Genomic DNA, 20901 nt, shown 5'->3' with positions numbered 1-20901 from the left:
CCGTTTCAACTACGCTCATTCAAGATTAAACATCTAACATTAAGCCGTGCTGCTGACGCCTAAGCTTGAGTTCTGAGTAATACCTGTCAAAATTCTTACTTTACGGTCCTTCTTCCACTTAGGGTTTTTTAACATGCGCTTTTATAAAACGGGCCTCACATTGCTGGCCGCCATGGTGTTAACCGCTTGCTCCTCTAAAACTGCTGACATTGCTACCAAAATCGATGTGACCCATGGCCCTACCAGCATAGTGAATGGTGATGCCAAAGGCGCAGACGACATTACCGTCACCACTCCCTACTTTGCCTTCGCGTTATCCCAAGGCGCATTAGTGGATTTAGCCATGGTAGAAGATGGCTTATACACCAAAGATTTGGTGAAATCCGTAGACTTCACCCCTGGTACCGGTGAGCTTAAGCTCGAAAAAACCGAGATTGTGAAACACACCAATGATGAGCTGGTGATTAAAGTCACGCGTAACTGGAATGGCCAGCAGGTGCTGAGCACCTATGAAGTAAATAAAAACTACCCAGGTGTTAAGCTCACCACTCAGTTACAAGACCAAGTGAAAGAAACCCTGTTCGCCGGTTATCAGTTAGATCGCAATGCGCCCATTAATAATGCCAACGTGGCCACCTACAACGATATGACGCGCATGGTGCGCAATCATTGGACCTCGGCGCAACTGCAAAACGAACTCAGTGCGCTTTATGAGACCGACGATTTACGCCGCAGCTATTCAGGCAAGAGTGTAGGCAAGAGCACAGATAAAAATCCCGAGTTTAGCGCTTGGTTAAGCGCCGGTTCACTGGGCAGCCTACAAAGCGACAAGCAGTTTTACACCAGCACCAGCCCACAAGCCGAATTGGGTTTGTTTGACTTAAAGCCCACCACTGGCAACTTTGAAAACTACATGACAGTGATGCGCCAGCGTTGGGACAGAGGCGAGCGCGTGTACTTAAACGCCGGTCCTTTGCTGAAAAATGCCAAACAACACAGCGGTAAAGTGTACGCATACACGCCCAAAGGTAGCATCACCGCCGACTTCGCCCGTGCCGCTGCCCGTGGCCACAGCTTCGTCAGCTTCGGTCCAGAAGTGTATCCGTTAACCACTAACTTTGGTGGCGAAGCCGCACCCTTTAGTAAAACCGAAGTGGAGTTTCGCTCCGAAGTAGGCCTAGCTAAAGCCGAAATCTGGTTAGACGGCGTACAAGTCGCGGGCTGGAAAATCAACGGTGCCAAGTTGTTTAGAACCGGCGTCCCCGTACCGCCCAACCGCACTTGGATGCAGTGGATAGTCGAAGACGTACAAGGCAACAAAGCCTACTCCAACCCAATTTGGGTGAAATAATCTAGCGCCGAGCACCAAGCGCCTAGCACCAAGCTCAACAGAAAAGCCGCGAACTCGCGGCTTTTTAGATTGTATAGCACCATAAAAATTAACAAACCACGCCCCATTCAAAACCAATATTGTCTGTGGGATCTTGTTTTGTTACACAAAACCGGCCGGCTGAAGCGGCCTCTACCAGAGCGGGTATTTTTGTAGAAGCCGCTTTAGCCGGCTGGTGGCGCGTAGCGGCACGAAAAACGTCGAACATCACCATGTACGCAGATGCTTTATGTTTGCGTGTTTATGGGTGTTCTTGTTTTGTTACACAAAACCGGCTGGCTAAAGCGGCCTCTACCAGAGCGGGTATTTTTGTCGAAGCCGCTTTAGCCGGCTGGTGGCGCGTAGCGGCACGAAAGACGTCGAACACCACCATGTGCGCAGATGCTTTATGTTTGCGTGTTTATGGGTGTTCTTGCTTTGTTACACAAAACCGGCCGGCTAAAGCGGCCTCTACCAGAGCGGGTGTTGTTGGTAGGCGACTACGTGAGTTACAGCCATACCGCATCCCACAGTGGGTAATCTCCTAATTTTTTCACCAGCTGTGCACGTAATGGGTTTGCCACTATATATCTTGCAACCATTCGTAAATCTTCATCCTTGCGAATGGTTGTTTCGTTCAAACCTTTTTGCCATAACCTGCCTTGGCGATTCAAATGCAAATTAATTGCTCTGGCTGAACGCCCTTTGCATAGCTGCAAAGTCGAGGATAAGTCATGGCTTTCACCTAATTGCATTAACCAATGTAAATGGTCCGGCATGATTACCCAAGCCAAGCCAAGGAATTGGCTAATTGTTGCTGTTGAAGATCTTTTAAGGTGTGGACCAATATCCGTCCCGTCTTCCAGCAAGCAAAAAACGGCTGGCGCTGATGGGTACACATAGTGATGTGATAAACCTGACCAGGTAGAGAGGCTCTACCTGCTACTGCATTTTTATATGGCATAGCGACCCCCATACCAAATAGTGAGTGTAGGCCACATCACGTAGCGGGTTTTGGTAGAGGCCGCCTTCAGCTGGCCGGTGACGCGTAGCGGCACTGGTTTGGATTGTTTTTCTAACCAAAGGCTGACAGTTTTGGTTGTTTTTTAGTTTTGTTACACAAAACCGGCCGGCTAAAGACGGCCTCTACAAGATCGGTGTTTTTATCTGGGCGCTCGGCGCTGAAGTTACTAATTCAATTCATTCTCATTGCGACTACGTTATCCAAGTAAAATCAAATACTTATCTACAGTTCAAGTTTGTAAAGTTGGCGGTTAACGACTATGCTTAGCCCACAATTTAAGAGGAGGATGTTATGAAAGGCGATAAAAAAGTCATTGAGTACCTGAATCAGGTGCTGGGCCTAGAGCTCACCTCCATTAATCAGTATTTTTTGCATGCCCGCATGTTCAAAAACTGGGGCTTGCACCAGCTAGACGAGCGCGAATACAAAAAGTCTATTAAAGACATGAAACAAGCCGATAAGCTGATTGAGCGGGTGTTGTTTCTAGAAGGGCTGCCGAATCTGCAGCATTTGAATCGCTTGCGTATTGGTGAAAACACCCAAGAAATGCTGCAATGCGACAAGCTGCAAGCAGAAGGGCAATTGGCAGTCTTAAAAGACGCCATCGCTTACTGCGAGTCGATTCAAGAGTATGTATCGCGCGCTTTGTTATGCGAAATTGAAGAATATGAAGAAGAGCATCTGGACTGGATTGATACCCAACTGGATTTGATTGTTAGTGTAGGGCTCGAAAACTACCTGCAATCGCAAATGTAAGGGGAAAAGAATATGAAAGGTAATGCCAAGGTAATAGACGCGCTAAACGACTTGTTAGCCGGTGAGCTGAGTTCAATGGATCAGTATTTTATTCATTCTCGCATGTATGAAGACTGGGGTTTTCAAAAGCTGTTTGAGCGTATCGATCATGAATTTGATGATGAAAAAGGCCATGCCTCTTTGATCATTCAGCGCATTCTGTTCTTGGGTGGCACGCCTAACATGGTGGCACGTGCACCGCTGAACATTGGTAAAGACGTGCCGAGCATGCTGCAAAGCGATCTTGATTTAGAATTAAAGGTGATCGTTGATTTGCGCAACGTCATGGCCTTGTGTGAGCAAGTACGCGATTATCAAACCCGCGACATGCTACAAGTACTGTTAGATGATACTGAAAACGATCACACCCATTGGTTAGAGCAGCAAGTAGGCCTAATCGGCAAAATCGGACTACAGAACTACCTACAGTCGCAGATGTAAAACATCAGCGCCGAGCGCTAAGCGCCCAGCACCAAGCTCGACCCAAAGCCGCGAACCTTGCGGCTTTTTAGATCTGCGGTTGCCCTTAAGCCGTCTTCCTGAACTCGATTCAGGATCTCGCTCTTAACCAAGAGAGCAAAACCATATTTGCCACGGAACTCACGGAAGAACACGGAACAATAAAGATAAGATCTGAAAGTAACTATTCATGGTAAGAGCCACACAACCAGCCTTCGGTAGGGGGAGCTCTTACAATAAATAAGCTCATATCACTAGTCGCACGTGAACTACGTCCGTGAGTTCAGATTTTTTCCGTGGCAAAAATAGTCTTTGTCAGTGGCTCTAATATTTTTAGCTAGGCGCTTGGTGCTGGGCGCTCGGCGCTGCACTTTTACCACCCAGTAAAAATCATTTCCATTTTAAGCCGTTGTTCCTATACGGCGATATAATACAATGACAACAATACAAGCCTGGCGCTTGCTGCTAATGTTTAATGCTGTAACTTTTTGTTCTTCATTTAAAATTAAACATTAACAATTCAACATTGTGCGAAGCACCATCACTTATCAATCGGAGTAAACTCATGGATATGATCAAAACACGTGCCGCTGTAGCTTGGGCCGCTGGCCAACCACTGTCTATCGAAGAAGTCGATCTTATGCCGCCGCAAAAAGGCGAAGTGCTAGTACGCATTGTAGCCACGGGCGTGTGCCATACGGACGCTTTTACCCTGTCTGGTGATGATCCTGAGGGTATCTTTCCGGCCATTCTCGGCCACGAGGGTGGTGGTATTGTGGAAGCAATAGGCGAGGGCGTGACTACGCTGGCAGTGGGTGATCATGTTATTCCGCTCTACACTGCCGAGTGTGGTGTGTGTAAGTATTGTACGTCTGGCAAAACCAACTTGTGCCAAGCCGTGCGTGCCACTCAAGGCCAAGGCTTAATGCCAGACGGTACCACGCGCTTCTTTAAAGACGGCAAACCTATCTTCCATTACATGGGGTGCTCCACCTTTGCCGAGCGTACTGTAGTACCAGAAATCTCATTGGCCAAAATCAACAAAGAAGCACCGCTAGAAAAAGTCTGCCTGCTCGGCTGTGGCGTGACGACTGGCTTAGGCGCAGTTAAACACACCGCCAATGTACAAGAAGGCGATACGGTAGCGGTATTTGGCTTAGGCGGTATTGGTTTAGCGGTGATCATTGGCGCGGTTATGGCCAAAGCCAGCCGTATTATTGCCATCGACATCAACGAAGATAAGTTTGAAGTCGCCAAGCAATTGGGTGCCACCGACTGCCTTAATCCCAACGACTTTGATAAGCCAATTCAAGAAGTGATCGTTGAGATGACCGACGGCGGCGTAGATTTCTCGTTTGAGTGTATCGGCAACGTTAAAGTGATGCGCTCTGCACTTGAAGCCTGCCACAAAGGCTGGGGCGAGTCGGTCATTATTGGTGTAGCCGGTGCCGGCCAAGAAATATCTACTCGTCCGTTCCAGTTAGTGACCGGTCGAGTATGGCGCGGTTCCGCCTTTGGTGGCGTAAAAGGTCGTTCACAATTGCCGGGTATCGTAGATCAGTACATGAACGGCGAATTCGAGCTAGACACCTTTATTACCCACACCATGGGGCTAGAAGACATCAACAAAGCCTTCGACCTGATGCACGAAGGCAAGTCGATCCGTACGGTGATCCACTTCGATAAGTAATTTTTAGCGCTAAGCGTCGAGCACCAAGCTCAACAAAGAGCGGTGTTTATCTTTAAGCCGTCTTCCTGACGAAAGTCAGGATCTCGGTTTAGATTTTAGTGACTAAACCCATTTGCCACGGAATACACGGAAGAACACGGAAAAATAGTGATCAGATCCGAAAAGACTTAAATGGTAAGGGCCACCCCCCGAGCCATCAAAGGGAGGGCTCTTACTATGAGAAGTCTCTTATCTTTTGTCGCCAGTGAACTGTGTCCGTGAGTTCTGCTCTTTTCCGTGTCAAAAATAGGTTTAGTGTTTGGCTATTAAATTAAACATTCAGCATTCAAAACTCAACATTCCCGCTTTGCGGGCTGGAGCTTCCATGCAAATTGTTCAAGAACAAGTCTGTTTTGGTGGTCGTCAAATTCGCTACCAGCACGACTCAAATGTGCTCAACTGCAGCATGCAGTTTTCGGTGTTTTTACCACCCCAAGCAGCAGCGGGCCCAGTGCCGGCCGTGTATTGGTTGTCGGGTTTAACCTGTTCTGATGAAAACTTCTCCAGCAAAGCGGGCGCCCAGCGCATTGCCGCTGAGCTTGGGTTAGCACTGATTATTCCGGACACCAGCCCCAGAGGCGAGGGCGTAGCGGACGATGAAAATGCCGCTTACGACTTAGGTTTAGGCGCGGGCTTTTATGTTAATGCCACCCAAGCACCCTGGAATCAGCATTACCAGATGTACGACTATGTGCTGAACGAGCTGCCGGCGTTAGTCGAAGCCGAGCTGCCGTTGTCTGGTAAGCGGGCCATCAGTGGCCATTCTATGGGCGGCCACGGTGCCTTAGTGTTAGCACTGCGCAACCCTGAGCGCTTTGTGTCAGTGTCGGCCTTTTCGCCCATTTGTAACCCGAGCGACTGCCCATGGGGCGAAAAAGCCTTAAGCGCATATTTGGGTGAAAACCGCCAAATGTGGGCCCATTATGACGCCAGTCTGTTACTGATGAGCAAAGGCAGTACTTTGCCAATTTTGGTTGACCAAGGTGAGGCAGATAACTTCTTGGCCGAGCAGCTAAAGCCGCAAGCGTTAGTACAAGCGGCCAAGCAAGCCAACGCCGACTTAACGCTGCGCATGCAGCCGGGGTACGATCACAGCTACTACTTCATCGCCAGCTTCATAGAAGACCACCTGCGTTTTCATGCCAAGCACCTTGGCTAGCGCTTAGCGCAATGTTAAATGCTTAATTGTTAATGTTTAATCAAAAAGCCGCTGTTGCGGCTTTTTTGTAGCTGGTGTTCGGCGGTCAAGAGCGGCGCCAATATTTGTATACAGCACCAATAGCTGCGTGTTTTTATCGTGAAAATCTGCCACGCAGGTTTTAATACTTGGGCTCAGCCCCGTGCATCTTGCTGATAATTCACTACCGTAGGGGCCATCAGTATCACCAGCTCGGTGCGTCTGACATTGGTGCCGCTACTGCCAAAATCAGCCCAGTACCGGAGTGTGGTGAAGGTCAGGCACCCCTGACTGTCTTGGGTTTTGTTTTCACGGATAAGGCCACCCAGCACCAAGATGTCTGGCCACTGAAAATAAGCTGCAGTGGTCAGTATACATTAGTAAAAGGCCCAGCCTCACCGAGCCGCTGAGCAATCCTCGTTCATCCCCTCACCGTCTTTATTCACTCGAGTCGATTCCTCACTATCGGCTATGAACCCATCACTATGAACTAGTCTCGTTTGAGATGGTTATCTGCTGTCGACTGCCCGACGCATCAGAAAGCAACTGGACTCGTTTGGCGGTTTGTCGTTTGCTCCACCGGCCCCAGCTAATAAAGGCTGCGCCGAGTACTAAGGCGTAACCGGCTTCTATCCCTAATGACACAAACACCCCTAAACATAACAGGCTGGCAAGAGCGGCTAGCCAACGGTGGCTGCCGCTTAGCAGTTTAACGCCGGCGACCATGGCGAGTAGGTACACCAAAATAAAGTTGCCGTTGGCGTAGCGCATTAAGGCTTCAAGAGGCAGCTTAAACAACCAGGCGACTAATACGCACAGTGCACTGGCGGTGACTACCCATATTAGGGCGCGAAATGGCACGCCTTTGCGATTAAGTTTGGCTAATGAGGCGGGGAGTTTACCTTCATCAGCCATGCTCCACAGCAGACGAGAAAAACCCTGTACGTATAAATTTAGGCCGGCAAAACAGGTTAAGTAGCCGACGATGGCGGCGGCCCAGCGACCAGGTTCGCCAAATAAGGTGGCCATTAATGTTGGAAACGAGGTGGTGTTGGTGACTTCATTACCAAACACACCAAATTTAACCACCGCCACCGCGTAAGCTAAATAGATAAGGCCTGCCAGTAATACGCCCAATAATAGGGCGAGTGGAAAGTCTCGCTCGGGGCGTTTAAATTCCTCTCCCATATGGGTGAAAGCCTCTAACCCCACAAAGCACCAAAACATCACGGCCAAGGTGGCAGGCAGGGCATTCCATTGTACGTTTTGCATCGCTGGAAAGGTGCTTAAACTGGTACTAATCAAGTTGCCGCTTAGCCACACGGCACTCAACAAGCCAATAATGGCCAGTGCGATGATCAGCTGAATCAACCCCGAGGCTCCGCTGTTACGGGTACCCAGCAGCATCACCAAACCTAAGGTGCCCAGCTGTATTAATAAGTCGCCGGTGGCATTAAAGTTAAATAAGGCATGCCAAAAGCCGGTGGTAAGAGTGAGCATGGCGGGTAGGCCGACTGGCAGCACGGCTAAAAATAGAAACGCCGATAGCTTTTCCATGTTTGCTCCTAATGCACGACCAATAAGGTGTGGCGCACCGCCAGCATGAGGGAAGGACCGACCTAGACGGGCAAAAGTAAACGCAATGGGGAGCACTAATATCATTAGCAACAGCCAAGCCCATAGCGAGTCGCTCCCCGCTAAGCTAGCAGCTACCGCCGGCACCACAAAAATACCGCTACCCAGTAACGAGGTCGCCATCATGGCGGTGCCGTAGCCCAATCCTAGCTGTTTATGTAAACGCCCCATGCTGTTTTAATTCCCTATTCACGCGCTACGCTGCGCGGTGTTTGTGTTTAAAATGCTGCTTCGCGCTATCAGTCAGCTAAAGCAAGCTGCTATAAAAGTGGTGCTGTATTTAAGTTTTTAGCTCGACGCTCGGTGCCGTTTAATTCTGATATATTAGCGCCCTATAAAGAGAAATAGGCGTGTCACAGTGGTGCTTGTACAACGCTAAACGTCGTATTAGACCGACGTTTAGCGGGTAGGGGCGAAAAGGGGATGCAGTGGATAAGTTTGATCAACAAATATTGACCTTATTGGTAGCTAACGCGCGCATGGCAGTGGCAAGCATAGCGCGCGAGGTTAACTTATCGCGCTCGGCGGTGTCAGAGCGGATTAAAAGCTTAGAAGAGCGAGGTATTATTCAGGGGTATCATGCTCGAGTGGGCACAGCACCGGCACTGGTGCGCGCTTATTTTGCGCTTTGTTATCACGTACGCCAGTGCGAGCAGTATGCTGAGTCATTGCGTGGCGTACCCGAAATTAAACTGTGCTATACCATTAGCGGCGAAACCGACATGTTAGTGTATGTAGAAGCCGCTTCTATGGCGCGATTAGACGCTATTCGCCATCTTATTGAACATACGCCCCATATTAAAACCGTGCGCACCCACATGATTTTAGGCGAAGTGATCAACACTGTTGTTTGAGGGCTCTATGCAAATATTTCGGGCGCACTGGTTGGCGCCTTGGTTTAATCACCCGTTTTTAGCTTGTGAGCTGACCGACGAAGGTGTGGTGTTACACCTCAAACGTGAGCGCCATGCGCTGGCGTGGCAAGAGCTGAATGCGCCGCCTAAGCTGGCGCAAGGTCGGCGTTTGTATCGTTTGCATTTAAGCTGTGCCCAAGGTGATATTGAACTGGGCTGGTTGCCTAAAACCGTGGCTGAGCCGTTATATGAGGCGGTTAATCTAGCTTGGTATCGTTTTCAGGCGAAGCGTATTTTGCCGCTGGCTGAATCTTGTGTAAGCCTGTTAGAACAAGGTTACTTACGCCAATCTCGTTGGCTGAAATTAAAAAAGTTATTAGCTAAAGCCCAACAAGCCACTAAACATCAAGCCGTTATTGACTGGGTTTCCTTAACGCCGCCGACGGAGTTAAGCGATCGCGAAGCCGCCGCTTTGGGCTTAATGGCCACCTTAATAGCGGCCGATGACATTTGGCGTGAGCAATGCGCGGAGGATTACTGTCAGCAGATGCTAAGCGATTATAGTGACTTATTTGATTCATTAGAAACGCATCCGCTTACCGATGCTCAACGTCTGGCTTGTGTAGCGGATGAAGACCATAACCTAGTGCTCGCGGGCGCAGGTTGTGGAAAAACCAGTGTAATGATGGCGCGCGCGGCTTTTTTGGTGGCTTCTCAACAGGCCGAGCCCGATGAACTGCTGTTATTGGCGTTTGGTAACGAGGCGGCCAGTGAAATGGCTGCGCGTTTGGCACAGCAACCCAGCACTCAAGCCGTTAAAACCAGTACCTTTCATGCCTTAGGCTTAATGATTTTGAGTAAGTCCCAAGGCCGTACGCCTGCTTTAAGCCCCATGGCACAACAAGATAAGGTGCGTATACAAGCACTTGCTCGGTGGCTGGAGCAGTTATGTGATGATGATGAAGTTTACGGCCAGCAACTGCACGATTGGTTGCGCCGGCATCGTTTTCAAGTGCTGCCCCAGCCCGATTATAATCGGGTGGCGCGCGAGTGGGCGCCGATAGTCGCAGCGCTGAAACTCTATGGCGAGCCTGACCCTAATGAGCTAACGCCTGCGCTGGCTGAGCAACTCAATTTAATCTTGCCGTTATTGCATCGTTATCAGCAAGAATTAGCCGACCAAGGTCAGATTGATTTTGACGACATGATAGAGCAGGCCACAGATCTGGTGCGCCAAGGGCGCTTTGCGGTGCCGTGGCGCTATATTTTAGTGGATGAATTTCAAGATATATCGGCCCCCCGCGCGGCGCTGTTGCAGGCCTTGCGTGATGCGGCACCTGAGTTATCGTTATTTTGTGTGGGTGATGACTGGCAGGCGATTTATCGTTTTAGTGGCAGTGATGTGAGTTTAACCACACGTTTTGCTGAAGTTTTTGGCGCCACTCGCATTACTAAGTTAGATAAAACCTTTCGCTTTAATAATCAAATTGAACAAGTAGCTAGCCGCTTTGTGCAGCAAAACCCTGAACAATTATCGAAAACGCTGAATACTCAAACGCGCACTAGCTCGCCGAGCGTGCATGTGTTGCCCGTAGACAGCAACAGCCAGATGGACTCTATTAGCCGTTTGTTAGGCCAAGTCGCTGCTGAGCAGCCCGAGGCTTCGCTTTATATTTTGGCGCGTTTTCGCTTTAGCTTACCCGATGAGTCGCAGTTAACGGCGTGGCGTCGGCGTTTCCCAAATCTTAATATTGCCGTGCAAACCTTGCACGGTGCCAAAGGAAAAGAGGCGGATCATGTGATCCTGTTAGGTTTGAACCGTGGTAAATACGGTTTTCCGCCGGAGCAAAATGCCAGCGCGCTGTTGGATTTACTGTTACCAGTCGCAGAAACCTTTCCGTACGCCGAAGAACGCCGTCTGTTGTATGTGGGCCTAACGCGAGCCCGCCAACAGGTATTCTTATTGGCAGATCAGCAAATTCCCTCAGTGTTTGTCAAAGAGCTTACTGGCGGCGGTTATCCTGGAGTGAGTAAATGGGAGTGAAGATAGCGCCGAGCACCAAGCTAAAGACCTAATCTGCAACGGAACCCACTGAAGACGCGGAAAAATTAAGCTGAGATAAGATCGACAAGTGATAAGAGCCTTTAGGGTTACCTGATTACCAACAAAGCTCAGCCATGTTGCAGTGAACTAATCACCAATAAATTCAAAAAGTTACATGGAGTGACTCATATTTTCGGTAAGAATATGGGGCTCAGTTTGGTGTTTTGACCTTGTAGGGGCCAATTTATTCGGCCCGGTTTGGTGTTTTGGTCTAAATCTAAACCTCAGTAACAGCCAGCAAAGCTGGCCAGCCGAATAAATTGGCTGCTACAAAGAACAAACCCAAACAACGCGCATCATGGCTGAAGTTCATACGTAATCAGGTAGGGTTAAGACCTTAACCATTAACGGGTTAAGGTTGGATTTTCCCTTTCAGATTTGATCCCTATTTTTCCGTGCGTTCCGTGTTCTTCCGTGGCAAAAATGGTTTTAGGTTTGTTATTCGCTCGCGCTGCCCTTACCTTTCGTATGCTGTTAAACTGCGAACTTTTCGGGCTAAGCGTTTAATCTGGCCCTGCCTTACTCACCCGCTTAAGCCTAGTAACAGGAGTGGCCACACCCGTGCCCGATAGTCAGCAAGTAGCCTCAAACTCGTCTTCTTCTCGCTCTGCCACCGCTACTAAACCTGCCCTTTGGTCCAGTCGCTTCGTATTTATTATGGCGGCGGTCGGCTCGGCCGTGGGCTTGGGTAATATTTGGAAGTTTCCTTATATTACCGGCGAAAACGGCGGCGGTGCCTTTGTGTTGGTGTATTTGGCGTGTATAGCCGTTATTGGTTTGCCGCTGATGATGTCGGAAGTAATGGTGGGGCGACGCGGTGGCAAAAGCCCGATTGGCACCATGGCGGTGGTGGCTAAGGCGGAAGGGCGCAGTAAACGCTGGGTCGGTGTGGGCATTATGGCCACATTGGCGGCGTTTTTAATTTTGTCGTTTTACAGCGTGATTGCCGGCTGGACCATGCCTTATATTATATCGGCTATAAGTGGCAGTTTTAGCGACATAAACGCAGAAGACTCGGGAGCCTTGTTTGGCGGCTTACTGGCCTCTCCCTGGCAATTACTATTGTGGCATTCCATCTTTATGGGCCTGACCGTACTGGTATCGGCCGGCGGCGTTCGCCATGGGCTCGAGCGTGCCGTGACTAAGTTGATGCCCGCGCTGTTCATATTGTTGCTTATTTTGGTGGGCTACGCGGCCACCACCGGGCACTTTGGTGAAGCGGTGAGCTTTTTGTTTAAGCCGGACTTTTCCGCACTCACCGCTGAAGCGATACTAACTGCCCTGGGCCATGCATTCTTTACCCTGAGCTTGGCCAGTGGTGCCATGATGGCCTACGGTGCCTATTTGCCGAAAAACGTGTCCATTGCGCGCACGGCGGTCGTGGTAGCCGTGATGGATACGTGCGTGGCGCTGTTAGCGGGCTTGGCTATTTTCCCTATCGTATTTGCCCATGGTTTAGCCGCCAGTGAAGGGCCTGGGCTGATTTTTGTGACCTTGCCGGTGGCCTTTGGTCAGATGCCGGGCGGTGGCTTTTTTGCCACGCTGTTTTTTGTATTGCTGCTGTTTGCTGCCTGGACTTCCTCTATCTCTATGCTGGAGTCTTTGGTGAGTTACCTTAATGAAAAGGGCGTGAGCCGAGTTAAAGCCGCTATCGGTGGCGGCTTTGCTGCTTGGTTGGTGGGCATTACTACTTTATTGTCGCTAAACGTCTGGTCTGATTTTACACCGATGGATAGCTTTGCCCGCTTTGAAGGCAAAACCCTGTTCGATTTATACGATTATTTAACAGCCAACATTATGATGCCGCTGGTGGCCTTTTTGATTGCGGTGTTCGTGGGTTGGAAGATGAAGCCAGAACACTCAAAAGCCGAGCTCGGCGCTTGGCACAAGCTGTGGTTCCCAGTGGTGCGTTACCTTACGCCTATCGCCTTACTGATCGTATTTGCTTTTAATTTGCGTTAGGGAAGTTTGATTTAGTTTTGCAGCGAAAAACCGGCTTGCTCAAAGACGGCCTCTACGAGAACCATGTTTTTTTGTAGAAGCCGCTTTAGCCGGCTGGTGGCGCAGAGCGGCACGAAAAACAGATGGTTTGCTGCGCCAGAGCACATTTATGACTAGGCTCACATTAAAATTGTAATTTTCTGCCATCTTTATTGTTCTACTATTGGCTACTCTGCCTGCGGCAGTTAACCGCTTTTATCGCCCTTCAAGGAGACATTATGGACTTAGATGCTGCCATGCTGTCGCGGATCCAATTCGCTTTTACCATCAGTTTTCACATTATTTTCCCCGCCATCACCATAGGTTTAGCTACTGCCATCGCGATTTGGGAAGGCATGTGGCTAAAAACCCGCAATCCGGTGTACTTTCAACTAGCCAAATTTTGGATCAAACCTTTTGCCATTACCTTTGGTATGGGGGTGGTCAGCGGCATTGTGTTGTCGTATGAATTTGGCACCAATTTTTCGAAGTTTTCCGAGCTAGTTGGCCCAGTATTAGGGCCTTTACTGGCCTATGAAGTGCTGACGGCGTTTTTCTTAGAAGCGGGTTTTCTCGGCATTATGTTGTTTGGTTGGCAAAGAGTCGGCGAAAAGCTGCATTACTTTGCCACTTGCGTGGTGGCGTTCGGCACTTGGGTGTCGTCATTTTGGATTATTGCCGCGAACTCTTGGATGCACACCCCAGCCGGACACAAAATAGTAGAGGGCCGCTTTGAAGTAGAGAGTTGGATGGAAGTTATTTTTAATCCCTCTATGCCGTATCGCTTAGTGCATATGCTGCTGGCGGCCATGCTCACCGCGACGTTCTTAATTGGCGGCGTGAGTGCTTGGTATTTACGCAAAAACCGGGATGTGGCGTTCGCCCGAAAAGGCTTATCGATGGCGCTATGGGCCGCACTGGTGCTGGCGCCCTTACAGGTGATAGTGGGGGATTTTCATGGCTTGAACGTGAAAGAGCATCAGCCGATTAAAGTGGCGGCCATGGAAGGTATTTGGCCAGAAACGGAAACCGGTGCGCCGTTATTGCTGTTTGCAATCCCGGACATGGAAAACGAAACCAACCACTTTGAAGTGAAGGTGCCTAAGGTGGCGTCCTTAATCTTAACCCACTCACTGGACGGTGAGATACAAGGCTTAAAATCGGTACCGCCTGAAGACCGACCTTATGTGCCGCTGATCTTTTTTTCGTTTCGGATCATGGTGGGCTTAGGCATGCTGATGGTAGCGGCTGCGGTGTGGGGGTTATGGTTACGGCGTAAGCACCCGCAGTTTGAAAGTAAACCTTTCTTGTTACTGATGAACCTGATGATCCCCACCGGCGTTATTTGTACGCTCGCGGGCTGGTATGTAGCTGAAGTGGGCCGCCAACCTTGGGTGGTGCATGGCTTAGTGCGCACCATGGATATAGTGACGCCGCTGCCGGCGGAGCGGGTGCTGTTTTCATTGACGCTGTTTGTGGTGACTTACAGTACTTTGCTACTGGTATATCTGTATTTTATGGCCAAGTTAGTACGTAAAGGGCCGCCGGATTTAGCGCGATTAGAACAACATATGCTAGACGTTAATGCACCCAGCTTCGCACTTGAGTGGGTGAAAAAACTGCAACGCGAAGTGGTGGAGGATTAATATGGATCTGGCGCTGTTTTATTATTTATTACTGGGCTTTGCGGTACTGATGTATGTGGTGCTGGATGGCTTCGATCTCGGCCTTGGCATCTTGTACCCTTGGTTTAAAAGCGAGGGCGAGCGTGACCATATGATGCGCTCTATTTCCCATGTGTGGGACGGCAACGAAACCTGGTTGGTGTTTGGGGGCGTGGTGCTGTTTGCGGCTTTTCCGGCCGCTTATGCAGGCATTTTATCCACCATGTATACGCCCATTATGCTGATGCTAATTGGGCTTATCTTTCGCGGCGTGGCCTTTGAATATCGCTTTAAGTCTGAGCGCTCAAAACCGCTGTGGGACAGCGCCTTCTTTTTAGGCTCGTCTGTGGCTACCTTCTGCCAAGGCACCATTTTAGGCGCCGTGGTACAAGGCGTGAAAGTAGGTGAGCAGGGCGCACTGGATTGGCTTAGTCCCTTTAGCGTGTTTACCGGCTTGGCATTGATGGTGGCTTACGCCTTGTTAGCCTGTTGCTATTTAGTGATGAAAAGCCGCGGTGATATTATGGCGCGCGCTGCGCATTTAGGCCGCAAGCTGGTGGTCACGCTCATGGTGATTTTAGCGATAGTCAGCTTATGGACCTTAATTGCCAATACCGAGGTGCGCGCGCGCTGGTTAGACGGCATAAACTTTGTTTACCTTATGCCACTGCCGATATTGAGTGCGCTGTTTGGCTGGTTATTGTATCGCGACTTAGACGGCCAACCTCATGAAACGCGGCCGTTTTGGCTGGCGGTGGGCCTGTTTGTTTTAGGCTTTGCCGGCTTGGTGGTGGGCTTGTTCCCTTACCTGATCCCGCACCAGTTAACCTTCTGGCAGGCCAGTGCGCCAGATTCTAGCCTGAAATTTTTACTGCCCGGTATCTTCATCTTCTTACCCTTAATTTTTGCTTATACCTTGTGGGGGTATCGCATTTTCTCGGGCAAGGTTGAAGACTTTGAAGAGGGCTATTAATGAATAAGCGCAAAAGCTGGCTGTGGTTTGCCGCGCTCTACCTAGGCGGCGTGCTACTGCTCACTCTGTTTGGTGGCGCCATTAAGTGGCTATTGTCTGGCTTGTAGCTGAGATCATAGTCGGTTTGGCTCAATTGAAACTGCTGTATAAAGGCCTCTTCGGAGGTCTTTTTTTATTGTTTTTATGCCGTCTTACCGAGCTTGCCTCGGTATCTCGCCTTTATATATTAAGGTTCTAAATCGAGATCCTGACGTGCGTCAGGATGACGGCGAAGGGCAGTACCAAGCGCTGCGCCTAACAGCAGACACCTTATCGAGTAGATACGTTTTAGCCGGCCGGTGTCGTGAAACGACACCAAGGCAGTAGCTTACCCGTTGCTCCTGCAATAGATAATACAGCGCCGAGCTAAAGCGCTAAGCCACAGCGCCCACCACAGTCGTGGCAGATCATGTCGCGATTGAGAAGATTTGTCGGTTGGTGACCTGACTTTTGCTTTTGTTTAGAGTATTTGCAGACGTAAACCGTTACAGTCACTGTGTATTTACTCTAATTTAAGGCCGCATTGACGCTATATAAGCAGATAGCGATGCGCCTTGAGCTCAAGGACGAAGATTCTTATCTTTTTGAGGTATTTTGATGAAGCAACTAACTTCTCTCGCATTCACGTCCGTGGTAGCAATGACGGCTGTTAGCGGCTGTGCCAATAACAACGCGCCCAGTGAACAGCATCAGCTCACGGGTAGCTTATCTTATTTATCGCGCATTGCCTTAGCGCCCAATAGCGTCGCCGAAGTCACCATACGTGACACCAGCGTGGCAGATGGCAAGGTTATCGCACAGCAACGCATTGATTTAGACAAACAACAATTACCGATCCCCTTTACCCTTGAACTTAATAATCACAAGCTGGACTCAGGTACTTACAGCTTAAACGCGGTGATCAAAGAGCAAGACCAAGTGAGCTGGCGCAGTGCTCCTATTGGCGTATCGGGCAAGCCCAGTGATACGGCGTTGGGCAATTTAGAACTGCAACAAGTGGCTGAATATAAATTTAGTACCTTAATGCAATGCGGCGAACAGCGCATTCATGTGGCTTATGATGATGGGCTGGCATTTTTGCGCTTAGGCAACCAAACCCATACTCTGGATCAGGTAATCTCAGCCTCGGGCGCGCGTTATCAGTTAGCCAACGACCCTAGCACCGAACTGTGGAATAAGGGCGATAAAGCCCTTCTTAAGGTGAAAGGCAAGGCGTATTCGGAGTGCCAGTCTTATAGCAACGTGTCTAATAACCAAGAGTCAGATGCCAACGCCATATTACAAGGTAGCGCTTGGCAGGTGACCAACCTCAATGGCGAAGATGTGTCTGTGCCTGCAGGTGTTGAAGGTGACAGCGAAGGTAGCCTAAATTTTGGCGACGATGGTCGCGTGTTTGGCCGTGCATTTTGTAACAGTGTTAATGGCAGTTATCAGTTACAAGGCGATCAGCTGAGCACTTCTCAGTTAGCCGGCACAATGATGATGTGCACTGATGCGCAGATGAAAAATGAGCGCACCATGCTGGATGTATTGGGTCATGCGAAGCGCATTGAGTTTAATGCCAGCGGTGAGTTAATTGTTTTTGCCGAAGACGGCAGAACCCTAACCGCACGCTAAGTTATTTAGTTGTAGTTGATGATAAGAAACGGCCAGCATCTGCTGGCCGTTTTTTGGTCGGTGCTGTACTTATGCCGTTTTCCTGATGTACATCAGGATCTCGGTTTAGGTCTTTAAAGCGTAAAAACGAGATCCTTAAACAAGTTCAGGATGACGGCCAAGGGCACAGACCAACAAAGAGCGGCGCTTTGGATTTAGCTCGGCGCTACTTATCGAACAATAAATCGGTGCGGGCGGCCATGATAAAGTCGTTGTGATGTAGGCCTTTGATGGCGTGAGTCCACCAAGTAACGGTGACTTTCCCCCATTCCAAGGTAATGGCCGGATGATGAAACTCACTTTCAGCCAGCTCGGCCACTTTATTGGTAAACGCCCACGCTTGTTTGAAGTTTTTAAAATGAAAGACGCGCTCTAATTGCAGCTCGCCCCCGCGAGACAAGCAGGCCCAATCGGGCAGGGCTGGCATAAGTTCTACTAATTGCTCTTCTGTCACCTGTAGTGCATCAGGCTTACAGGCAGTGCAGCTTTGTTGGGCAAGTTCGGTCATGTGAGCTCCGTTAATATATAAGAAATAGTGAAAGGGCAGCGCCGAGCACCAAGAGCCCAAGACTTGTTAACTGCGTCCGTGCGTTCCGTGACTCTCGTAAACAAAGAGGCGTGGCAAATAATCTTTGAGTCTATAAGGGCTAGTTAACTTTGCTGATATCGACATCAAATACCTGTGCCAGATAAGCCATGTAGCCCTCGTCGTCGCTCATGGCTTTGCCGGGACTGTCGGAGAGTTTAGCGACCGCTTGGCCGTTACAGCTGGTCATTTTTAGCACTATATTGATCGGTGAGTGGCTCATAATGTCGTTAGTTAAGTGTGTGCCAATGCCAAAGGCCGGTTTGCATTGTTCGCGAAAACGTACATGTAAATCCAGCGCGCTGTGCATGTTTAGGCCATCGCTGTAGACGAAGGTTTTGCTGCGCGGATCTATATTGAGTTTGCGATAGTGGGCCAAGGCTTTTTCGGTCCATTCCACCGGGTCGCCAGAGTCTTGGCGCAGGCCGTCAAACAGCTTGGCAAAGTAGAGATCAAAGTCGCGCAAAAAGGCGTCCATACCTACCACATCGGTGAGTGCTATGCCTAACTGGCCGCGATATTCATGTACCCAAGCTTCCAGCGCCATCTTTTGGCTGTCGATAAGACGGGGGCCGAGTGCTTGAAACGCCTGCATAAATTCATGGGCCAAGGTGCCCACTGGCTTTAAATTTAAGCGACGCGCCAAGTCTAAATTACTGGTGCCGGAAAACTGCTCTGGCAGTTGCTTGGCCAATTCCATTACCACTTCTTGCTGCCAGAGGCGTGAATAGCGGCGGCGGGTGCCGAAGTCAGAAAAACGAAAGTCTTCGTATTCTGGCTGGCTTTTTACCAATTCAATCTTGTCTTGTAAACGTGCCCGCGCGCCTACCCAGTCCGGGTTTGGATGATGGCGGCGGCAATACACTTCGCTGATGATCGCCAATAACGGCACTTCAAATAAAATGGTGTGCAGCCAAGGGCCGTGGATTTTTAAGATCAACTCACCATTTTCGCAACTAACGTGAACAAAGCGTTGGTCGAGGCGAAACAGGCGTAAGAAGTGAATAAAGTCGGGCTTAATATAATCGAGTTGGCCCAAGTAACTTAGCTCATCTTCCGATAGGCGCAGCTGGCATAAATGGGCAATCTCGGCCTCTATATCTTTTATGCAATCGCTAAAATCCAGTTGTTTATTACGACTGCGAAAGTGATATTCCACTTCGGCGGCCGGGTGTTGATGCAACACGGTTTGCATCATGGTGAATTTATATAAGTCCGTGTCGAGCAAAGATTGGATCACATAATCTTGAGGGTTAGTTTGGGTCATTGGTGTGCTCCAGCTATTGTTTTAATTCTTATTTGAGCTCTTACTTTAACTCTTGTTTCAGCTCTGCAGCACAGGAAATTAAGTGTGCGCCTGCTTGCTGCATCTCGGTGAGGGCTAGGGCGGTTGAGTCTTCGGCCACGCCGCGGGTGGCGGCGAGATTAATCACCACCTTAAAGCCGACATTCAACAGTTGTAATGCCGTGTGGCGCACGCAATAGTCGGTGGCTAAGCCGCCAATCAGCACGGTACTGATATTTTTAGCCTGCAAATATTCAATGATGCCGGTGCTTTGGCGCTCGGCTAAGTCGTGGTAACAAGCACCGTACGGATGCATATCCGGCTCCACGCCTTTCCAGACAAAAAAGTCATAATCTGCCGGATGCGGTAAATCAGCCAGTAACTCAAAGCCTTTGGTACCGGGCACCGCATGGCTGGGCCAGCGAATATCCATATTGGGGCCTTCAACTGGACTAAACGGTGGGGCTTGCTCGCTGCTTACCCACAGCGCTTGGGGTGAATGTGCATCCTTAGAGCCTAAACGCACGGCAGCAAATTGTGCTTGGGCGTTTAGCTCAGGCCCTATGGTATCGCCACCCACCACGGGGAGTTCGTTTGGGCACACTGGGGTAAAGGTATATTGTGCGTCCACATCAAAACTGGCGACAGCTTCTTTAGTAGGCAGTTGCATTCCCAATCTCCTATTACTTAATGCTAAGGTTTAAAGCGATGAGCTAAAAAATCAGTTCAAAGTATCAGCTAAAGGTATCAATTAAAGGCATGAGTTAAAGTTAAGGTTAAAGTTGACCCTTGGCTCTCAGGTAAGCCATATTACTATTGTTTTGATTGAGTCTAGGGGGGATTTGGTTCAGTATCGCCCCATCTGGGGTAATTTCCCCATTATTAGCCTTCCCCGTTATCAGCCAAAAGGTGAACAACATGAGCGATAGCCACCAGCAAAATTATCAGCGTTTTCTCGATGAAGTGACCGCAAACCACGTGATGTGGGGAGTGCGCTTTGGCGAAGAGTGGGTCGTTTGTGACTCGTCTGAATTTGAAGACACCGAAGTCATGCCGGTATGGTCTACTGAAAGTGAAGCCAAAGTACAGTGTATCGACGAATGGGCGGAATATGTACCTTTCGAGATCACGCTGGCCGAATTTTTAGAAGTTTGGGTAGAAGACATGTCAGAAGACGGCGTGCGCATTGGCCCTAACTGGGACGAAGAATTAGACGGCGTTGAACTCGATGTGTTGGAATTGGTAAAAGCCTTGGCTTAATACCACACTTTTGGGTAACGGCCTGTTCGAGCAATCGAACAGGCCGTTTTTATTGGTGCCTACAGTGGTACGGTGGTTTTTGTAGGGGCCCGTCTCTTTGGTAAAGAGGACTTCGGCACGGTCTTAGCGCTTGGTTTTGACCTTGTAGGAGCCCGTCTCTTCGGCGAAGAGGACTTCGGCTCGGTTTGTTTTATCCCTAAACCTTAAAATAGCCAGCTACGCTGGCCCGGCGAACAAGTTGCCGGCTACGGGTTACATTGGTTTTTGTAGGGGCCTCTGTTTACGATAAAAAGGATTCGGCACAGTTTGGCG

The 20901-nt window shown here is 49.5% G+C and carries 18 protein-coding genes; 12 read left to right on the top strand and 6 right to left on the bottom strand.

Going from position 1 to position 20901, the window contains the following annotated elements; all coding sequences use genetic code 11:
• Positions 1-133 precede the first annotated feature (133 nt).
• Complete coding sequence (locus tag CBP31_RS04350) at positions 134-1351, top strand: CehA/McbA family metallohydrolase domain-containing protein (RefSeq protein ID WP_087035041.1); 1218 nt, start codon at positions 134-136, stop codon at positions 1349-1351.
• A 527-nt stretch (positions 1352-1878) separates the two neighbouring features.
• Here CBP31_RS04350 and CBP31_RS04345 read toward each other — a convergent pair.
• A complete protein-coding gene (locus tag CBP31_RS04345; RefSeq protein ID WP_227875135.1) occupies positions 1879-2238 on the bottom strand; it encodes an REP-associated tyrosine transposase in 360 nt (119 codons plus the stop codon).
• 446 nt (positions 2239-2684) lie between these two features.
• Here CBP31_RS04345 and bfr (CBP31_RS04340) point away from each other — a divergent pair, with 446 nt between their 5' ends.
• The 4 genes from bfr (CBP31_RS04340) (at position 2685) to fghA (ending at position 6535) form a co-directional block, all read left to right on the top strand.
• A complete protein-coding gene (gene bfr / locus CBP31_RS04340; RefSeq protein WP_087035040.1) occupies positions 2685-3149 on the top strand; it encodes a bacterioferritin in 465 nt (154 codons plus the stop codon).
• A gap of 12 nt (positions 3150-3161) precedes the next feature.
• On the top strand, positions 3162-3629 hold the full coding sequence (gene bfr, locus CBP31_RS04335; RefSeq protein WP_087035039.1) for a bacterioferritin: 468 nt from the start codon (positions 3162-3164) through the stop codon (positions 3627-3629).
• 583 nt (positions 3630-4212) lie between these two features.
• A complete protein-coding gene (locus CBP31_RS04330; RefSeq protein ID WP_087035038.1) occupies positions 4213-5337 on the top strand; it encodes an S-(hydroxymethyl)glutathione dehydrogenase/class III alcohol dehydrogenase in 1125 nt (374 codons plus the stop codon).
• 364 nt (positions 5338-5701) lie between these two features.
• Positions 5702-6535: an S-formylglutathione hydrolase gene (gene fghA, locus CBP31_RS04325; RefSeq protein WP_087035037.1), complete on the top strand. Its 834-nt coding sequence runs from the start codon at positions 5702-5704 to the stop codon at positions 6533-6535.
• Positions 6536-6708: 173 nt separating this feature from the next.
• Here fghA and CBP31_RS15590 read toward each other — a convergent pair whose 3' ends face one another.
• Together CBP31_RS15590 and yjeH are read right to left on the bottom strand one after the other, a co-directional pair.
• Positions 6709-6885 (bottom strand): type II and III secretion system protein, encoded by a 177-nt coding sequence (locus CBP31_RS15590; RefSeq protein WP_161492504.1) that lies wholly within the window; start codon positions 6883-6885, stop codon positions 6709-6711.
• Between the two features lie 151 nt (positions 6886-7036).
• Positions 7037-8359, bottom strand: a complete 1323-nt coding sequence (yjeH, locus tag CBP31_RS04315; RefSeq protein WP_087035035.1) for an L-methionine/branched-chain amino acid transporter — start codon at positions 8357-8359, stop codon at positions 7037-7039.
• A 257-nt stretch (positions 8360-8616) separates the two neighbouring features.
• On the opposite strand from yjeH, the gene CBP31_RS04310 reads away from it, so the two are divergent.
• From CBP31_RS04310 to CBP31_RS04285, 6 genes are all read left to right on the top strand, one after another.
• Positions 8617-9042, top strand: coding sequence for an Lrp/AsnC family transcriptional regulator (locus CBP31_RS04310; protein WP_087035034.1), 426 nt, complete (start codon positions 8617-8619; stop codon positions 9040-9042).
• Positions 9043-9049: 7 nt separating this feature from the next.
• Complete coding sequence (locus CBP31_RS04305; protein ID WP_087035033.1) at positions 9050-11086, top strand: UvrD-helicase domain-containing protein; 2037 nt, start codon at positions 9050-9052, stop codon at positions 11084-11086.
• Between the two features lie 621 nt (positions 11087-11707).
• Entirely contained in the window at positions 11708-13108 is a 1401-nt protein-coding gene (locus tag CBP31_RS04300; RefSeq protein WP_087035032.1) for a sodium-dependent transporter, read from the top strand.
• Between the two features lie 257 nt (positions 13109-13365).
• Positions 13366-14772, top strand: a complete 1407-nt coding sequence (locus tag CBP31_RS04295; RefSeq protein ID WP_087035031.1) for a cytochrome ubiquinol oxidase subunit I — start codon at positions 13366-13368, stop codon at positions 14770-14772.
• 1 nt (position 14773) lies between these two features.
• Positions 14774-15763 (top strand): cytochrome d ubiquinol oxidase subunit II, encoded by a 990-nt coding sequence (gene cydB, locus CBP31_RS04290; RefSeq protein ID WP_087035030.1) that lies wholly within the window; start codon positions 14774-14776, stop codon positions 15761-15763.
• Between the two features lie 636 nt (positions 15764-16399).
• The gene (locus CBP31_RS04285) at positions 16400-17419 is read left to right on the top strand and encodes an META domain-containing protein (RefSeq protein ID WP_087035029.1); all 1020 of its coding nucleotides are present in this window, start codon (positions 16400-16402) and stop codon (positions 17417-17419) included.
• Positions 17420-17624: 205 nt separating this feature from the next.
• Here the strand turns inward: CBP31_RS04285 and CBP31_RS04280 are convergent, their stop codons facing one another.
• The 3 genes from CBP31_RS04280 to CBP31_RS04270 form a co-directional block, all read right to left on the bottom strand.
• Positions 17625-17966, bottom strand: coding sequence for a 4a-hydroxytetrahydrobiopterin dehydratase (locus tag CBP31_RS04280; protein ID WP_087035028.1), 342 nt, complete (start codon positions 17964-17966; stop codon positions 17625-17627).
• Between the two features lie 139 nt (positions 17967-18105).
• Positions 18106-19311 (bottom strand): nicotinate phosphoribosyltransferase, encoded by a 1206-nt coding sequence (pncB, locus tag CBP31_RS04275; RefSeq protein ID WP_087035027.1) that lies wholly within the window; start codon positions 19309-19311, stop codon positions 18106-18108.
• Between the two features lie 40 nt (positions 19312-19351).
• The gene (locus tag CBP31_RS04270) at positions 19352-19999 is read right to left on the bottom strand and encodes an isochorismatase family protein (RefSeq protein WP_087035026.1); all 648 of its coding nucleotides are present in this window, start codon (positions 19997-19999) and stop codon (positions 19352-19354) included.
• A gap of 248 nt (positions 20000-20247) precedes the next feature.
• Here CBP31_RS04270 and CBP31_RS04265 point away from each other — a divergent pair, with 248 nt between their 5' ends.
• Complete coding sequence (locus tag CBP31_RS04265) at positions 20248-20589, top strand: DUF2750 domain-containing protein (RefSeq protein ID WP_087035025.1); 342 nt, start codon at positions 20248-20250, stop codon at positions 20587-20589.
• The last annotated feature ends 312 nt before the right edge of the window (positions 20590-20901 follow it).

Source organism: Oceanisphaera profunda (genome assembly GCF_002157895.1).
Taxonomy (GTDB): domain Bacteria; phylum Pseudomonadota; class Gammaproteobacteria; order Enterobacterales; family Aeromonadaceae; genus Oceanimonas; species Oceanimonas profunda.
Note: the sequence above shows the minus strand (reverse complement) of the source record. Positions and strands in the feature narration are given on the sequence as shown.

Bases quoted from the DNA above. Each gene is read 5' to 3' on its own strand.
- cydB (WP_087035030.1), top strand. From the start codon at position 14,774: ATGGATCTGGCGCTGTTTTATTATTTATTACTGGGCTTTGCGGTACTG.
- CBP31_RS04350 (WP_087035041.1), top strand. From the start codon at position 134: ATGCGCTTTTATAAAACGGGCCTCACATTGCTGGCCGCCATGGTGTTA.
- CBP31_RS04330 (WP_087035038.1), top strand. From the start codon at position 4,213: ATGGATATGATCAAAACACGTGCCGCTGTAGCTTGGGCCGCTGGCCAA.
- CBP31_RS04285 (WP_087035029.1), top strand. From the start codon at position 16,400: ATGAAGCAACTAACTTCTCTCGCATTCACGTCCGTGGTAGCAATGACG.
- pncB (WP_087035027.1), bottom strand. From the start codon at position 19,311: ATGACCCAAACTAACCCTCAAGATTATGTGATCCAATCTTTGCTCGAC.
- CBP31_RS04295 (WP_087035031.1), top strand. From the start codon at position 13,366: ATGGACTTAGATGCTGCCATGCTGTCGCGGATCCAATTCGCTTTTACC.
- CBP31_RS04305 (WP_087035033.1), top strand. From the start codon at position 9,050: ATGCAAATATTTCGGGCGCACTGGTTGGCGCCTTGGTTTAATCACCCG.
- CBP31_RS04265 (WP_087035025.1), top strand. From the start codon at position 20,248: ATGAGCGATAGCCACCAGCAAAATTATCAGCGTTTTCTCGATGAAGTG.
- bfr (WP_087035039.1), top strand. From the start codon at position 3,162: ATGAAAGGTAATGCCAAGGTAATAGACGCGCTAAACGACTTGTTAGCC.
- bfr (WP_087035040.1), top strand. From the start codon at position 2,685: ATGAAAGGCGATAAAAAAGTCATTGAGTACCTGAATCAGGTGCTGGGC.
- CBP31_RS04270 (WP_087035026.1), bottom strand. From the start codon at position 19,999: ATGCAACTGCCTACTAAAGAAGCTGTCGCCAGTTTTGATGTGGACGCA.
- yjeH (WP_087035035.1), bottom strand. From the start codon at position 8,359: ATGGGGCGTTTACATAAACAGCTAGGATTGGGCTACGGCACCGCCATG.
- fghA (WP_087035037.1), top strand. From the start codon at position 5,702: ATGCAAATTGTTCAAGAACAAGTCTGTTTTGGTGGTCGTCAAATTCGC.
- CBP31_RS04280 (WP_087035028.1), bottom strand. From the start codon at position 17,966: ATGACCGAACTTGCCCAACAAAGCTGCACTGCCTGTAAGCCTGATGCA.